Here is a 16,772-nt window from a genome sequence, read left to right on the forward strand (position 1 = left end):
CCGGATCGCCAAGGCCTGGCTGGAGGGCCGCGAGGCGGTTGACGCGGTGCGCTTCGCCGTCGACCCTGAGCCCGACTGGATGGAGACCGACTCCTCGTCCCTTGCCTCCGCTCCGCTCATCCGTCCAACATCTCGTGGGCGTCGTCGAGGCCGTGCTGATTGTCAGCCGGGTCGGATAGACCCGTGAGGTCATTCTCGGCCACGCGCCGGGCGAAGTAGTCGGCCTGGACGGCGTAGCGGTATCGCAGGAGTGCGGGCAGCGCCAGATCGATCTCACGCAGGGGCACCGGGCCGTGGGCGGCGTAGGCCTCGACCACCTCGGACCCGGGCCCCCGACCGAGGTACATGCAGGCAGAAGCGAGGTCGTACACGCACGGACCGTCGACGCCGCTGGACCAGTCGATGATGCCGCAGGTGCCCTCGGACCCGTTCTGGCGGAACACCTCTGGGGCGGGATCACCGTGGAGGAAGCCCCAGGCCGAGACGTGGTGGCGAACGCCCTCCCACTCGTGCACTGCACGGGCGACGGCAGGACGCACCCAGGGTTCTGCGTCCAGGTGGGGGGCGTCGCAGTCCATCCAGTCGAAGGGCGGCGCGTCCGCGATCCTGGTGCGACGGAGCACGAGGTGGGCCTCTCCGAGGGCGCGACCGATGCTGCCGGCGTCCTCGGCTGTCGCGCTGAGCGGGACGCCGCCCACCCAGGTGAGGAGCGCACCGGTTCCCCCGTCGAGGACAGCGGCGATCTGGCCGTCCCGCGAAGCGACCGGGGCTCCGGCAGGAATGCTGGCAGCCTCGAGAGCGATGGCCGCGTGCAGAGCCCGCCCGAAAACCGGGCGGGCTCTGCGGCCCCACGACCTTCAGGGCCCATTGCCGGTGCCCGACGGTCACCTTCCACACCTCAGAGTTCATGCCGCCCTCGAGCCGGGCGACCTCATCGACCGCGATGCCCCAGTGATCGGCCACGAGGTCCCGCACGCGAGGTGGTTGCACGGGACGACAGCCAACCAGAAGCTCGCCCCGAGTCCCGCTCGCGGGTGTCGGTCCCGTCCCCTAGGTTCCTGCCATGACCCGTATGCCGTGGCGCACCCTGCTGGCCGTCCTCGCCGGAGCCTCGCTCGCCCTCTCGCCGGTCGCCGCCGTGGCGGCCGGCTCCGCGCCAGCCGCCGGCGCTGCTGCCGCGGTGCTGCCGAGCGCCGTCGTCGACCCGCCGCCGGAGTACGGCCCGTCGTGGGACGACCCCCGGACCCCCGAGCAGCCGATCGTCGTCCCGGCCAGCCGACACTGCACGGTGCGGATCGTCGACCACGGCTTCAACAACTTCGACGTCTACACCCACCGCTTCACGCCGCCGGCAGGCTGCCCGGGAGCGTGGTCGAAGGTCGTCATGCGGCTGACCGGGTCGGTGGCCGGGCGCCAGTTCGACCGCCTCGGCTACCTCGACGTCGGCGGTGTCCGGATGCTCACCCTCTCGACGCCGGAGCCGAGCGATTCCGGCATCACGTGGCACGTCGACAAGGACGTCACCGCGCTGGCGCCTGTGCTGCGCTCACCGACCGACGTCTCCATGTTCGTCGGCAACGTCGTCGACAGCACCTACACCGGTGTCTTCGCCATCACCGTGGACCTCGACTTCTACGTCACCGGCCCGAAGGCCCCGGCAGCCGCCACCGCCGCGCAGGTCCTGCCGCTCGCGGGCGCGACCCGTGACGGTTCCGACCTCGTCGGCACCCTCACCGTCCCGCGCAACACGACGAGGCTGCTCGCCGACGTCTACGCCACCGGGTCGGGTGGCGGGTGCGAGGAGTTCTGGGACACCAGCGCCCCGGCTGACTCCGGCTACTCGTGCGCCGACGGGCTGCCCTACCGCGAGGTCGACGTGAGCATCGACGGCCGGGTCGCCGGAGTGGCCCTGCCCTACCCCGTCATCTACACGGGGGGCTGGTCCAACCCCTTCCTCTGGTACACGGTGCCGTCGCCCCACGCCTTCGACATCCCGGCCCTGCGCTACGACCTCACGCCGTTCGTCGGCGGCCTGACCGACGGCAAGGCGCACGACGTGCGGATCTCCGTGCAGGGCCTCCCCGCCGGCCAGAGCGGCTGGACCCTCGCCCCGCTCTTCAGCGTCTGGCGCGACGCCGGGAGCGTCCGGGTCACCGGCGCCACCACCCGGTATGCCGCGCCGCCGTCCCACGGCACCGCCGTCTCCGGCAGCAGCGGCGGAGGAGGGTCGCTGGGGCTGACCGTCGACCGCACCTTCGGCGCGACGGGCTACCTGAACACCTCCCTCGGGAAGGTGACGACCGCCGTCGACCGCGCCCTGCACAACACCTCGCAGCACCAGTGGACCGCGGGGGAGGCCGACGACCGGCTCGACGCCACCTGGCGCGACACGACGACGGTCGTGACGAGCCCGGCCAAGGGGCCGGTCTCCATCGCGACCGACCAGGTGCGCTACGCCAAGAAGGGCGTGCTGGGCTTCGTGCCGCACCCGGGGATCGACGGCGCCTTCGACGTGACGGGGGACCTCGCGATCACCTGGGGCGAGCTCACCCGGCAGCAGACCGGTGGACGCACCCTGCTCGAGCGCGACGTCACCGACGCCTACAGCGGCACGGCCTCGTGGATCTACGGGGTGCCGCGCGAGGAGCGGCACGCCCACGCCGACACCACTGCCCGCTACACGGTTGCTGCGGGAGCCGGCACCGCGGCATGCACCCACCGGCTGCGGGCGGTGAACGGCGTCTTCGTCCTCGACCGGGAGACCGGCGGCTGATCCGGAAAAGCCCCGTGAGCGAGGCGCCGTTCAGGGGGTGATCGTGGAGTCGATGACGACAGGGTCGCCCTGGCCGAGATAGAAGATCCCGGGATATCCGGCGGTCGAGAAGCCGTCGTTGGGGTTGCGGCGCAAGGTCGACCCCTGGATGCGGAGGGTCCCCGTGCGGTCGTTGCTCACGAAGAAGATGGCGCCGCCGCCCTCGTTGGCGTGGTTGTCCTGGATCGTCGAGCTGACCACGGACAGCGTCATCGTGTTGCCGTCGTTGTAGATGGCCCCGCCGGAGCCGCCGCCCGGGGTGCCCGGTCGAGCAGGGTTGGCGCCGCGGCCGATCGCCTGGTTGAAGCTGAGGACCGAGCGGGTGATCACCCAGCTCACGCCGATGCTGCTGAGGGCGCCGCCGTTGGAGCACCGGTTGGCGTCGGCCGCCGAGCCGCCGAACGTGGAGCCGCTGACCGTCACGGGGGTGCCGTGGTACTGGCTCAGGACCCGCACCGCGCCGCCGCCGAGGTCGGGACCGTTGCTGTCGCACTGGTTGCGGTAGAAGCGGGACCCGGTGATCGAGAGGGTGCCCCCGCGGACGAAGACCGCACCGCCGCCGCCGCCGTCATAGCTCTCGCCGGTCGAGTTGCCGTCGACGAACGTCATCCGCCGGATCGTGAGGCGGGGTGTGGCCTGGTCGTCGCAGTGGTCGGTCGTCCAGACCTGGGCCGGGTCGCAGGTGTCCTGGTAGAGGATCCGGCGCTGCCCCGCGCCGCTCAGCGTGATGAGGCCGCCACCGTCGATCACGACGTCTGCGCTGGCGTCGTTGCGGATCTTCGCCGTAGCCATCATGACGATGCGCTTCGGGGCTGCGCCGCAGCTGAAGGTGATGGTGCCACCGATGGCCACCGCCCGGACGACCGCCGCGGACGTGCAGCTCGCCGGGGAGCCGTCGCCCACGACGTGCCGGGCGGCCGTGGCTCGCTCGCTGCCGGACGACGTCCCGGCGCCGGCGTCGGCGGGCCCGGCCGCCACCACCCCGGACACCAGCAAAGCGGACGAGAGGACGGCGGATGAGAGGACGGCGGAGAGGACGGGTGCGTGAGCGAACAGGAAGCGGGGCACCCGGTCACCGTAGTGACCGAGTGCCCGCGAGGAAGCCAACAGCCGGCCCCGTGTCCTGGTGGGTCAGGGCAGGTTGACGATGCTCATGAAGGTCGAGAACTTCGCCTGCGTGATCCGGGTGCCGCTGTTGTTGCTCGCCGTGAGCCCGCTGCCGTAGAGGCCGTTGGTGTGGATCGCCATCGCGCACGGGCCTCCTGCGCAGTATGCCGCGGTGCTGCCCCGGAGCTGCCAGACCGGCGAACCGCTCTCACCGCCGACGGTGTCGTTCTGGTAGTAGATCTTGTCGGTGCCCGAGGCGCGCACGGAGTCGTAGGACATCCACTGCGTCGAGGGCTTGTCGCCGGGGTAGCCCGTGACCCGGGTGAAGAGGCCGTCGAGGGCGGCGGTCTGCCACCACATGCCGTACCAGCCGACGGTCGCGCCGACGGGGCTGCTCAGCTTGATGATCGCCGCGTCGTAGTTGGTGTCGCCGGAGTTCACCCAGCCGTTGAGGGCCCAGGTGCCGCGGGAGGTGAGCGTCCCGTAGGGAGCGGTGCCCCCGTCGCTGCCGGGTCGGAAGGTCAGCCCGGAGTACCACGAGCCACCCGGTCCGCCGGTGTTCACGCAGTGCCCGGCCGTGAGCATGGTGTCCTTGCTGATCATCCAGCCGGTGCAGTGCAGGTTGCCGTCGCGCAGGATGAGGACCGTCGACCGGTAGGGGAAGCTCGTCGTCGGGGTGACCCGGAAGCGGCTGTCCGTGCCGATGATCGACGACGGGCTCATCCCGGACGTCCCCTTGCCGAGCGAGGGCGCCGAGCCCTGGACCCCCCGTCCCTGCTTGGCGAGGACGGACGCAGCACCCTGCTCCGGCGTGACGACGGAGCCTGACGCCGACACGAGCGCGTCGGGCGAGAGGGAGCCGGCGGCGCTCGCGACGGCCGTGCTTGCCACACCCCTGCCGGAGGCGAGGTCCGTCGATGGTGCGGCGTGGGCGGTCCCGACGACGCCGAGGGCGGTGACGGCGAGCGCCCCGACCGTGACGGCGATGAGGCGGATCCTCGAGATCCGGTGGTGACGTGACAACATGGCGGTCCTTTGCGCTCGCGTCCCGCCCCGATGGCGTGACACCAGCAGGAGTCCATAGCTGGCTCACCTGATACGTCCAGGCTCCTCCCAGTCAGCGCCCATCACGGAGGACGCGCACCGGGCGGTCACCGCGGGCTCCCTGCATGGGCCGCAACAAGTCGAGGATGGGGGTGGGGTCAATGCAGGAAGAGGTCGGCTGTCACGGCCCGACCGTCCATGACCGAGAGCTCGACGCGTGCGGTCGCTGGCCCCTGGCTCGCGCTCACGGCATACGGTCCGGGCCGCAGGCCGTGCCACGCGTAGTGACCGCGCGCGTCGGTGACGACCGCGAGCTCGGGCACGGGCAGCGGGGGTGAGGCGAGGCTGGTGGCCTGCAGCATGACCCCGCTGACCGGCCGCCCCGAGGCGTCGGTCACTGTCCCCTCCACGGAGGCAGCGCCGGCCGAGGCACGGGTGTCTGCAGCCACGGCGTCGTCGGGACCGCCCAAGGACCCCCCGCCCGACCCGCCGCCGCAGCCGCTCAGGACGAGCGCCACGACCACCGCAGTGGCCGCGACCAGGATGATCCGCGGCGATCTGCTCATGGCTCGTGCCTCCCGTGAAGCGTGACCCGACCGATCGGTGCGAGGTCCTCACTGACAGAGGAGGTGCGTGGACACCAGAACGTTCCGCGCGTCACTCGGCCACCCCGTGCCGGTCGTGCCAGCGCCGCAGTGGCGCCGGAGCCCACCAGTTCCACCGGCCGAGGAGCGTCATCGCGGCCGGGACGAGGAGCATCCGCACCAGGGTGGCGTCGATCGCCACCGCGACGACGAGGGCAAACCCGATCTCCTTGATCACCAACAGCTTTCCCGCGACGAAGCCGGCGAAGACGATGATCACCAGCAGCGCCGCGGAGGTAATGATGCGGCCCGAGCGCTGGAGCCCGAGGGAGACGCTCTCGTTGTTGCCGACGCCGCGTCGATGGAGCTCGACGATGCGGGCTAACAGGAAGACCTCGTAGTCCATCGACAGGCCGAACCCGAACGCCAGGGCGAGGAACGGGATGAGCGACTCGATCGCACCGACCGACGAGAAGTCGAGGAGGCGCTCCAGGTGGCCGTCCTGGAAGACCAGGACGAGGACCCCCAGCGCGGCGCCGAGGGACACGACGTTGAGGACCAGTGCCTTGAGGGGGAGGACGAGCGAACCGGTCATCAGGAAGAGCAGGAGGAAGGTGCCTGCGACGATCAACCCGCCGGCCAGCGGCGCCCTCGCGCGCATGCTGGCGAGGAAGTCGTGCTGTCCCGCGGCCTGGCCGGTGACGAGGGTCGCGAAGGTCGGGCGGTGGTCGCGCAACGCCGTCACGGTCGCGTCGGCCCGGGCGCCGGACGGCCCTCCCTCGACCGTGACCGCGACCGCGCTGACGTCGGGCCCGAGCGGCCGGGCCACGGCGCTCCGGACGCCGGCCAGGGTCGCCACGTGGGAGGTCGCCCACGCCTGCGCGGCCGCGAGCGGGGTCCTCGCCACGACCGTGAGGGTCGGCGCCGCGAGAGCCGGGTAGTCCCGGGCGAGGTCGTCGAAGAAGACGCGCTGGGGGGAGTCCTTCGGCAGCAGCTGCTGGCCCGACGAGGTCAGCCGCATCCCGAGCGCGGGCCAGGCGAGGGCGACCAGGACGGCGAGGGTCATGAGGACGACGGTGACCGGTCGGCGCTGGACGCCGTGGGCGAGCCGCGAGAAGGCGCCCTCGTCCGCGGTGTGCTCGGCCCCCCGGGCCAGCAGTCGGCGGGTCCCGAGCGCGCACAGCGCCGGGACGAGGGTGAGGTCGACGACGAGGGCGACGAGGACGACCGAGACGCCCGCGGCGCCGATGGCGCGCATGATCGAGGACTCGAAGACGATCAGCCCGGCGAGGGCGATCGCGACGGTGAGCCCGGAGAACAGCACCGTCCGCCCGGCCGTGGCCACGGTGCGGGAGGTGGCGTGCCGGATGTCGTCGCTGGTGAAGAGATGCCGCCGATGATCCCGGTCCCGAGCCGCGATGGACGCCAGCTCCTCGCGGTAGCGGCTCACGGTGAGCAGGCCGTAGTCGATGGACAGCCCGAGTCCCAGCAGAGTGACGACGTTGACGACGCTCGCATCGAGGTCGATGACGTGGGAGAAGCCGAAGAGGGCGGCGAGCGCGCCCCCGATCGCGGTCACCGCGCCGAGGATGGGCATGCCGGCGGCGACGAAGCCTCCGAAGACGAAGAACATGACGAGGAAGGTGAGCGGGAGGGCGATGCCCTCGCCGAACCGCAGGTCGACCTCGACCTGGGAGGTGATCGCCGTGAGCAGCAGCCCACCTCCACCGACGATCCCCGTGGCACCGGGCAGGGAGGCGGTCACGGCGTCGAGGTGCTGGCCGACCGCCGCCTCGGTCGTCACGGTCCCGGACCCCTGCGCCGCGATCGTGACGATGGTGAGGAAGCTGCCGGCGCGCGGTGCCCCGCCGGCTCCGACGGCGAGCAACGGGGCGGCCGCAGGATCGGTGAGCCCTCCGGGGAGCAGGAGCGGTGAGGACACCTTCGTGACGCCGGCCAGGGCCGCGACCCGCTGCGTCGCCGCCCGGGCGACCGCCAGCGCGCCGGCGTTCCCGAGGTCGGCCCCACGGATCTGGAGCAGGAGGGTCTCCGGCTGCGGGTCGAGCCGGGCCAGCAGGACCCGACCCTCTTCTGCTTCGCCGGGCGCACTCGGGTTGCCGGACTGAAGCCGGTCGAAGAGGGACTGACCGGTGACGCCACCCACCGCGACGGCGAACGCGGTGGCAGTGACCAGGACCCAGGCGACGACGAAGCGCCAGGGGTGGCGCGCGGAGACAGCCCCGAGGCGCGCGAGAGCGGTGGCCCGGGTGTCCGACACGACCCCAGAGTGGCACGGGCGGATCGGCGGCGCGGGCGGCCACGCCCGCGGATCCGGACACGCGGCTCTGGACAGTCAGACCCGGATACGCTGTTCGGCGATGAGTGACGATGAGTGACGACAGCCCGGACCTCTTCGCGGCGTCCCGGCCCGGCGGCTCGCCCGACCCGTCCAGCCCGGTCGCGCCCCCGCTCGCGGTGCGGATGCGTCCGAGGTCGCTCGCCGAGGTGCGCGGGCAGGCGGCCGTGCTACGAGCCGGCAGCCCACTGCGTCGGCTCATCGAGGGCAGCGGCGGGGGCGCCGGGCCGCTCTCCGCGATCATCTGGGGTCCGCCGGGCACAGGCAAGACGACGTTGGCGCACCTCGTCGCCACGGCGGCCGAGCGCCGGTTCGTCGAGCTGTCGGCGGTCACGGCCGGGGTCAAGGACGTCCGCTCCGTGATGGAGCAGGCGACCCGCGACCGCGACCTGTATGCCCGTCAGACCGTCCTCTTCCTCGACGAGATCCATCGCTTCACCAAGGCGCAGCAGGACGCGCTGCTCCCCGGCGTCGAGAACCGCACCGTCATCCTCGTCGCCGCGACGACGGAGAACCCGTCCTTCAGCATCATCGCGCCGCTGCTCTCCCGGTCGGTGCTGGTGACCCTGACCCCGCTCTCCGACGCGGAGGTCGCGCAGGTCATCGACGCCGCCCTCGTCGACGAGCGCGGGCTGGCGGGCGGGCACGGGCTCGCCGACGACGCCCGCGACCACCTCGTCCGGATGGCCGGCGGCGACGCGCGACGTGCTCTGACCTCCCTCGAGGCCGCGGCCGGGGTGGCGCTCGACGCCGAGCCGATCGGGGCGCCCGCCGACGACCCGGACGCCGAGGGCGTCGTCCGGATCACGCTCGCCCACGTCGAGCAGGCGGTCGCGCAGGCGGCGGTGCGCTACGACCGGGCCGGCGACCAGCACTACGACGTCGCGAGCGCGCTCATCAAGTCGATGCGGGGCAGTGACGTCGACGCGTCACTGCACTACCTCGCCCGGATGCTGGAGGCGGGGGAGGACCCCCGGTTCATCGCGCGCCGCATCGTCATCGCCGCGAGCGAGGACGTCGGCATGGCCGACCCCACGGCGCTGCAGACCGCGGTCGCGGCGATGCACGCGGTGGCGCAGATCGGGATGCCCGAGGCGAGGATCATCCTCGGGCAGGCAGTCGTCCACAACGCGCTCGCCCCGAAGTCCAACGCGGCATACCTCGGCATCAACGCCGCCATCGCCGACGTGCGGGCGGGTCGCGGCGGGCCCGTCCCGGTCCACCTGCGGGGCAGCGGGTATGCCGGGGCCGCCCGCCTCGGGCACGGCGACGGCTATGCCTACGCCCACGACGCGCCCGACGGCGTCGCCGCGCAGCAGCACCTCCCGGACGACCTCGACGGCACCACCGACTACTACCGGCCCACCGACCGGGGGTTCGAGGAACGGCTGGGCGTGCGGCTCGCCTGGCTTAAGGAACGGCTGCATCGGGGCTGAGATCTGCGCGGTTCGTCGGCGGCGACGGCCTGATGCCGGAGAACTTCCACACCTGTAAACGCCCCGTCAAGGATGTGTTTCCACCGTGTGTGCTGGGTAACGATTTGCCATCAAGCGGTTCAGCGATCCTTCAGACTTCCGTCGTTGTGTGTCAAGGTTGCGGCGAATCGAGACGCGCGGTCCTTCCCCGGCGCGGCGCAGGGGTGGTGCGGGCACTGTCGGCTCAACACAGGACGCGCAGTCACGAGGACGGAGAACGGGTTTGACGCTGGGTTCATCCGCGGTCGCCGCCGAGACCCTCGAGGTGGGAGTCGACCCCGAACTGTCCGATGCGGCAGAGTCGAGTCGACGGCACGGGCGCACCCCGGGGCAGATCGCCTGGGACCGCCTCAAGGTCGACAAGGTCGCGATCGTCTGTGCGGTCATCGTCGTGTTCTTCATCCTGATCGCCGTCCTGGCACCCCTGCTGGTCAAGCTCGAGGGCGAGACGCTCAACGCCTTCCATCCCGAGCTGATCAACCGGCGCAACACGCTGCCGACGATCGGGACCACGGCGCAGCACTGGTTCGGTGTCGAGCCCCGCACGGGGCGCGACCTCTTCGCTCTCTGGGCCTACGGGGCGCAGCCCTCACTGACCATCGGTTTCCTGGCGGCCGTGAGCTCGACGGTCGTCGGCATCGTCATGGGCCTGCTCGCGGGCTACTTGGGCGGCATCGTCGACCGCGTCATCTCCTGGGTCATCGACTTCTTCCTCAGCCTGCCCTACCTCCTCTTCGTCTTCGCTCTCGTGCCGATCGTCCAGAACCGCGTCGGTGGCGGACGGATCCTCACCGCCGAGGAGACGTCGTCGCTGCGATTCTGGGTACTGCTCATCATCTTGATCCTCTTCGGCTGGATCGGGCTGGCCCGACTGATCCGCGGCGAGGTCTTCTCCCTCCGCGAACGCGAGTTCGTGCAGGCCGCCAAGGTCATCGGTGTCCCGACGCGGCAGATCCTGGTCAAGGAGATCCTGCCCAACCTCGTCGGCCCGATCATCGTCTCGGCGTCGATCGCCGTTCCCGGATACATCGCTGCCGAGGCGACGCTGTCCTTCCTCGGGGCCGGTCTGGTCGAGCCCACCCCGTCCTGGGGGCGCACGATCTCGGTCGCGTCAGGGGGCAACTTCTCTGCCTACCCGCTGCACCTCTGGCCCCCGGTCCTCGGGGTGGCCCTCCTCGTCCTCGCACTCAGCCTGCTCGGCGAGTCGATCCGGGACGCTTTCGACCCCACAACCCGTCGGTGAGCCACCCCCTCACCGGAAAAGTCGTTCCCGGCCAGCCACGTCCGGGACGTGAACACCTGAAAGAGGAGCACCACATGCGTTGGACCCACGTCCTTGCCGCGGGAGCGGCCGTCTCGATCGGAGTGGTGGCCGCGTGTTCGGCCCCCAGCTCGACGACCAACGGTACGTCCGACACGAGCACCGGACCGGTGCAGACCGCGGGCGCCTCGCTGGACCCCAACGCCAAGGGTCCCGCACCGACGGATCCCAAGGCCAAGAAGGGGGGGACGCTGACGATCTCCTACGCCACCTCCCCGAGCAGCATGGACCCGAGCGCGCAGTTCTATCAGGACTCCGGGGCGATCATGACCCGGCTGACGATGCGCTCGCTCACGGCGTTCGTCAACCGAGGCGGCAAGCAGGTGCTCGTGCCGGACCTCGCCACCGACCTCGGTCAGGTCTCCAGCGACAAGCTCACCTGGACCTTCAAGCTCAAGTCCGGCATCAAGTACAGCGACGGCTCGACGATGAAGGCCGCAGACATCGCGTATGCCGTCAAGCGCTCCTTCGCCTTCACCGCGACCGGCCCGACCTACCAGGTCGACTACCTCAAGGGGGGCGACAAGTACCTCGGACCCTTCAAGTCGGGCGACACCTTCGCGGGCATCGAAGCGCCGGACGACTCGACCGTCGTCTTCCACCTGGCCAAGCCGTGGGAGACCCTGCCCTACTTCACGACCTTCACCCAGGTCTCACCGATCCCCCAGGCCAAGGACACCAAGGACGAGACCTACGGTGACAAGGCCCTGGCAACCGGCCCTTACATGATCAAGTCGTTCACCCAGGGCTCGGAGCTCACGCTCGTCAAGAACCCGAACTGGGACCCGGCCACCGATGCCGCCCGCACCCAGTACCTCGACGGCTACGACTTCAAGTTCGGCACCGACACGATCAAGACCCAGCAGGGCATCCTCGCCAGCACGGGGGACTACGGCACGACGCTGGACTGGGACCCGGTCGACGCCTCCTTCGCCGACCAGATCGGCAGCGGAGGCCCCAAGGCGAAGCAGTTCGTCAGCGGGCCCTCCTCCTGCACGATCACGGTCAACATGGACACCAGAAAGATCCCCCTCGCAGTCCGCAAGGCGCTCGCCGTGGCCTACCCCTACGACGACCTCTACACCGCATCCGGTCTGACCTCGCTCTCGGGTCGGCCGGCGCACACCCTCATCCCGCCGCAGATCCCGGGCTGGCTCGACTACACGGTGCCCGGCCTCACCGGTCAGGGCCCGGGGGACCCGGTCAAGGCCAAGGCCATGCTGGCGGCCGCGGGTTACGGGCCGGACAAGCCCTTCGAGATCAAGAACTACTACACCAACGACGACCCGAGCAACATCGCACAGACGGTCAACCAGATCCGCAAGAAGAAGCTCGAGGCGGCCGGCTTCAAGGTGACCGACAAGGGTGTGGCAGGCAAGGACAGGCGCAAGCTCATCGCGGACCCGAACGGGGACTACAACATCGGCCAGTCCCCGGGCGGATGGTGCTTCGACTGGCCGTCGGCCGACTCCATCTTCCCTCCCACCGTGTCCTCGACCCAGCTGACGTCCGGTGGCACCAACTGGGGTGACCTCCAGGACCCGAAGATCGACGCCGAACTGGCCCGTATCCAGAAGCTGTCGATCGCCGAGCAGGGCCCGGAGTGGGGCAAGTTCGACCAGTGGCTGATGACGAACTACCTTCCCGTCCTGCCCTGGTACTGGGACAGGTCCAACATCCTCTTCGGGACCAAGGTGCACAACGTCATCAACGACGACAACCACGGATCGCCGATCCTCGACTCGATCTGGGTCGACCAGTAAGCCGACCCCGGTCCGTCCCGGACAGATGAACCGTCGCTGTGGGGCGTGGGTCACCACCCACGCCCCATGGCTCCGCCCCCTGCACCGTCGAGGTCCCCATGTTCATCTACATCGCCCGCCGTATCGCTCTGGGAGTCAGCGTCCTGCTCGTCACCCTCGTGGTGACGTTCCTCATCTTCTTCGCCGGACCGGCTGATCCGGCTCAGTCGCTGTGTGCCGAGAACCGTTGTCCGGCAGTCAAGCTCGAGCAGATTCGCACGAGCATGGGGCTTGACCGGCCCATCAGCGTGCAGTTCGCAGAGTACTTCCAGGGGCTCTTCGTCGGTCGTGACATCACGGACGGCGGCAACGTCAACCACTGTTCGGCGCCCTGCCTCGGCTACTCCTTCCACAACCACCTCCAGGTGAGCGACGAAGTCTTCCGGCGGTTCCCCACGACGGTGGCCCTCGCGCTCCTGGCGATGGTCGTCTTCCTCGGGGTGGGGGTGTCGCTCGGGGTGGTGGCGGCCACGAGACGCGGCTCTGCCTTCGACCGCACCCTCGTGGGGGTGAGCCAGGTCTTCGGGGCGATCCCCTACATCGTCGTCGCCCTGCTGTTCGCCCTCTACTTCACGGTCCTCTACCCCATTCTCCCGCAGACCCACCCCTTCTCCGACGGGTTCGGTCCGTGGATCGTCGGCCTCATCGCTCCGGCGATCGTCCTGGGACTCGTGACGTCGACCGCCTATGTGCGGTACACGAGAGCCCAGATGGTCGACACCCTGGCCCAGGACTACGTGCGGACGGCCCGATCGAAGGGCATCAGTGGGCGATCGGTCATCTACAAGCACGGCCTGCGGGCCGCCCTCAGCCCGGTGCTCACCATCCTCGGCCTCGACATGGCCGGCCTGCTCAGTGGCACCCTCATCACCGAGCAGATCTTCTCCGTCGACGGACTGGGCAAGCTCGCCATCACCGCCCTCATCCAGACCGACGACCTCCCGATCATCATGGGCACCGTCCTGCTCGGCTGTGTCATCGTCGTGGCGCTGAACATCGTCGTCGACATCGCCTACTCCTTCGTCGACCCGCGAGTGAGGCTGTCGTGAGCACCGGGACCAGCCCGTCGGGTGCCTCCATCCGCGATCGCGTCGGCAGCGCGGGTGACGTCGTTCTCAAGGTCGAGGACCTCAGCGTCCGGTTCGCGAGCGACGAGGGCCCCGTCAACGCCGTCCAGAACCTCAGCTACGAGGCCCGCCTCGGACGCACCCTCGCTGTCGTCGGAGAGTCCGGGTCCGGGAAGTCGGTCTCGTCGATGACCCTGCTCGGCCTGCACAACCCCAAGCGCACGACGATCACCGGCAGCATCACCCTCGACGGCACCGAGCTCGTCGGCGCGAGCGAGGAGACGATGCGCGGTCTGCGAAGCAGCTCTGTCGCGATGGTCTTCCAGGACCCGCAGTCGTCGCTGCACCCCTTCTTCAAGGTCGGGAAACAGATCGCCGAGGCCTACCGTGCGCACCACCACGTATCGGCTGCCGTCGCCAACACCCGCGCGGTGGAGATGCTCGAACGCGTGGGAATCCCCAACCCGGCCCGTCGCGCCAAGCAGTATCCCCACGAGTTCTCCGGCGGGATGCGGCAGCGCGCGATGATCGCCCTCGGCCTGGTCAACGACCCGAAGCTGCTGGTGGCCGACGAGCCGACGACCGCGCTCGACGTCACGGTGCAGGCTCAGATCCTCGACCTGATCAAGGATCTCCAGCAGGAGTTCGGCTCCGCTGTCATCCTCATCACCCACGACCTCGCGGTCGTGGCAGAGGTCGCCGACGACATCCTGGTGATGTATGCCGGTCGTGCGGTCGAGAAGGGGCTCGCCAAGCACGTCCTCTCGCAACCCAACCACCCCTACACGATGGGTTTGCTCGAGAGCGTCCCGTCGGCGTCGGAGGAGGTTCAGGAGCTCAGAGCCATCCGGGGCGCGCCACCGAGCCTCGTCTACCTGCCGAGCGGGTGCTCCTTCCACCCGCGCTGCGACTATCAGGACCAGGTGCCGGGCGAGCGGTGCGTGACCGAGCTGCCGGAGCTCAGGATCCTGCCGAACGGCCGCCAGATCCGTTGCCATCTCGTCGATCCCGAGCGGGTACTGAGCCAGGAGACCTCCCGATGAGCACGTCCCCCGAGGCTGTCGACGACGCGACCGACGACGCGACCGACGACGCGACCGATGCCCTGAAACCCGACGACGTCGTCGTCGACACGGTCGTCCACCAGGCCCCGCGCGACGTCGCCAATGCCCCGAAACTGTTGGAGGTCGAGCACCTCGTCAAGCACTTCGCGGTCCGCGAGGTGCGGGGCCTGTCGATGCTCCGGTCCTCGGTCAAGGCCGTCGACGACATCTCCTTCGTCGTGCGCGAGGGCGAGAGCCTCGGGCTGGTCGGCGAGTCCGGCTGCGGCAAGTCGACGACCTCGCGGCTGATCACCCGCCTCGAGGACCCCACCTCCGGCGCGATCCGGTTCCGCGGCCAGGACATGGCGCTGATGAAGGAGAAGGAGCTCCGCCCACTCCGGCGGGAGGTCCAGATGATCTTCCAGGACCCCTACTCCTCGCTCAACCCGCGCCAGACCGTCGGCACCATCCTGCGGACGCCGCTCGATGTGCACGGCCTGGCGAAGGGCAGGGAGAAGGCCCGCACCAAGGAGCTCCTCGAGCTCGTCGGGCTCAACCCCGAGCACATCAACCGCTATCCCTCGGAGTTCTCGGGCGGCCAGCGGCAGCGGATCGGCATCGCCCGTGCCCTCGCCGTCGAACCGCGTCTGATCATCGCGGACGAGCCGGTCTCGGCGCTCGACGTCTCCATCCAGGCCCAGGTGATGAACCTCCTGGCCCGGCTGCGCGAGGAGCTCAACCTCTCGTTCCTCTTCATCGCCCACGACCTCGGTGTCATCCGGCACTTCTGCGACAGCATCGCGGTGATGTATCTCGGCAAGATCGTCGAGAAGGGCTGGAAGCGGGACATCTACTCGGCGCCGCAGCACCCCTACACGCAGGCGCTGCTGTCGGCGGCCCCGGACATCAACGTGGTGCGGGGAGTGCCGCCGCGGGAGCGGATCCGGCTGAAGGGTGACCCGCCGAGCCCCATCGACCCGCCGAGCGGGTGCCGCTTCCGGACCCGGTGCTGGAAGGCGCAGGACATCTGCGCGAAGGTGGAGCCGCCGCTCGAGCTGAAGGAGAGCTCCGGGCTGGACCAGGTCATCGCCTGCCACTTCCCCGAGGTGAAGACGTCGCTCGTCGCGGAGGTCTCCTGACGCGAGCCGCAGGCGGGCGGATCGACGCGATCCGGCACCTGCGGGTCGGATAGGGTTGTCGCCGTCCAGCAACGGTGCGTGCATGCCTCGCGGGACCCGCCCAGACATTCGAGCCGTACGAGACACCGAGGTGCTGAAATGAAACTCGCCGAGGTCACCATCGGTGACATCGCCGGCGTTATCGCCGCGCTCGCCTTCGCCTACCTCGTGTTCCGCATCGGGAGCGTCGTCGGCAAGGCCGGCGAGATCCTCGAAGAGGCGCGGATCGGCCTCAAGGGCGTGTCCGACCAGACCGTCCCGCTGCTCGGTGAGGTGACCAACACCGTCACCGCGACCAACGAGCAGCTGGTCCGCGTCGACACCATCACCACCAACGTCGCCAACATGTCGACCAACATCAACGCCCTGACGTCGCTCTTCGCCGCGACGCTCGGATCGCCCGTCGTCAAGATCGCCGCGTTCAGCTACGGCGTGCGGACGGCACTGCGGGGCTCCGGATCGCGGGGTTCCGGATCCCGGGGCTCGGGCAGCCGCGCCTCCTCCCGAGCGCGGAGGGGCTGACCCGTGCGCAGGCTCTTCTGGGTCGGCGTCGGCGCCGCGATCGGCGTGCTCGTCGTCCGCAAGGCGAGCGCGACAGCCCGCCAATACACTCCGCAGGGGCTCGCCGACGGCCTGGCGAGCTGGGGTGACGGGCTGCGTGAGCTCGCGACCGCCGTGCGCGACGGCATGGAGCAGCGGGAGGACGAGCTGCGGTTCGCCCTCGGCATCGACACCGAGACCCTGCCCGAGGACCGCCAGCTCGACGCCGACGGCATCCACGCACTGCTCGACGACCCGGCGGGTCCGCGAGCTCGGTAGGGGTGCGGGCCGATCTCCGTGCCCCGCCCCGACCGCCGCTCCCGACCCATCGACCTCGAGGACCTGGACAGAACATGGATACCGCTGAGATCCGCCGCCGCTGGCTGACCTACTTCGCCAGCCGCGGTCACACCGTCGTCCCCTCGGTGCCGCTGCCCTTCGAC

At 70.2% G+C, this 16,772-nt stretch carries 14 protein-coding genes; 9 read left to right on the forward strand and 5 right to left on the reverse strand.

Annotated features, from left to right (window positions below):
* Positions 1-116: 116 nt before the first annotated feature.
* Positions 117-815: a phosphotransferase gene (locus Q0R63_RS15340; protein WP_366521146.1), complete on the reverse strand. Its 699-nt coding sequence runs from the start codon at positions 813-815 to the stop codon at positions 117-119.
* Between the two features lie 248 nt (positions 816-1,063).
* Here Q0R63_RS15340 and Q0R63_RS15345 point away from each other — a divergent pair, with 248 nt between their 5' ends.
* On the forward strand, positions 1,064-2,773 hold the full coding sequence (locus Q0R63_RS15345) for a peptide-N4-asparagine amidase (RefSeq protein ID WP_295699066.1): 1,710 nt from the start codon (positions 1,064-1,066) through the stop codon (positions 2,771-2,773).
* 30 nt (positions 2,774-2,803) lie between these two features.
* On the opposite strand, the gene Q0R63_RS15350 is transcribed toward Q0R63_RS15345, so the two are convergent.
* The 4 genes from Q0R63_RS15350 to Q0R63_RS15365 form a co-directional block, all read right to left on the reverse strand.
* A complete protein-coding gene (locus Q0R63_RS15350; protein ID WP_295699069.1) occupies positions 2,804-3,880 on the reverse strand; it encodes a hypothetical protein in 1,077 nt (358 codons plus the stop codon).
* A 63-nt stretch (positions 3,881-3,943) separates the two neighbouring features.
* Entirely contained in the window at positions 3,944-4,945 is a 1,002-nt protein-coding gene (locus tag Q0R63_RS15355) for a trypsin-like serine protease (protein ID WP_295699072.1), read from the reverse strand.
* 176 nt (positions 4,946-5,121) lie between these two features.
* A complete protein-coding gene (locus Q0R63_RS15360; protein WP_295699076.1) occupies positions 5,122-5,529 on the reverse strand; it encodes a carboxypeptidase-like regulatory domain-containing protein in 408 nt (135 codons plus the stop codon).
* A gap of 91 nt (positions 5,530-5,620) precedes the next feature.
* A complete protein-coding gene (locus Q0R63_RS15365; RefSeq protein WP_295699078.1) occupies positions 5,621-7,825 on the reverse strand; it encodes an MMPL family transporter in 2,205 nt (734 codons plus the stop codon).
* Between the two features lie 110 nt (positions 7,826-7,935).
* On the opposite strand from Q0R63_RS15365, the gene Q0R63_RS15370 reads away from it, so the two are divergent.
* From Q0R63_RS15370 to Q0R63_RS15405, 8 genes are all read left to right on the forward strand, one after another.
* Entirely contained in the window at positions 7,936-9,339 is a 1,404-nt protein-coding gene (locus Q0R63_RS15370) for a replication-associated recombination protein A (protein ID WP_295699080.1), read from the forward strand.
* A gap of 262 nt (positions 9,340-9,601) precedes the next feature.
* On the forward strand, positions 9,602-10,621 hold the full coding sequence (locus Q0R63_RS15375; RefSeq protein WP_295699082.1) for an ABC transporter permease: 1,020 nt from the start codon (positions 9,602-9,604) through the stop codon (positions 10,619-10,621).
* 74 nt (positions 10,622-10,695) lie between these two features.
* Complete coding sequence (locus Q0R63_RS15380) at positions 10,696-12,462, forward strand: ABC transporter substrate-binding protein (RefSeq protein WP_295699085.1); 1,767 nt, start codon at positions 10,696-10,698, stop codon at positions 12,460-12,462.
* Between the two features lie 98 nt (positions 12,463-12,560).
* Positions 12,561-13,550, forward strand: coding sequence for an ABC transporter permease (locus Q0R63_RS15385; RefSeq protein WP_295699087.1), 990 nt, complete (start codon positions 12,561-12,563; stop codon positions 13,548-13,550).
* Positions 13,547-14,611, forward strand: a complete 1,065-nt coding sequence (locus tag Q0R63_RS15390) for an ABC transporter ATP-binding protein (RefSeq protein ID WP_295699089.1) — start codon at positions 13,547-13,549, stop codon at positions 14,609-14,611. Before Q0R63_RS15385 ends, Q0R63_RS15390 begins: the two co-directional genes overlap by 4 nt.
* Positions 14,608-15,750, forward strand: coding sequence for an oligopeptide/dipeptide ABC transporter ATP-binding protein (locus Q0R63_RS15395; RefSeq protein WP_295699091.1), 1,143 nt, complete (start codon positions 14,608-14,610; stop codon positions 15,748-15,750). The genes Q0R63_RS15390 and Q0R63_RS15395 overlap by 4 nt, the downstream gene beginning before the upstream one ends.
* Before the next feature lie 138 nt (positions 15,751-15,888).
* Entirely contained in the window at positions 15,889-16,311 is a 423-nt protein-coding gene (locus Q0R63_RS15400) for a DUF948 domain-containing protein (RefSeq protein WP_295699093.1), read from the forward strand.
* A gap of 3 nt (positions 16,312-16,314) precedes the next feature.
* Positions 16,315-16,608, forward strand: coding sequence for a hypothetical protein (locus tag Q0R63_RS15405; protein ID WP_295699094.1), 294 nt, complete (start codon positions 16,315-16,317; stop codon positions 16,606-16,608).
* Positions 16,609-16,772 lie beyond the last annotated feature (164 nt).

This window comes from Lapillicoccus sp., assembly GCF_025353065.1.
Classification (GTDB): domain Bacteria; phylum Actinomycetota; class Actinomycetes; order Actinomycetales; family Dermatophilaceae; genus Lapillicoccus.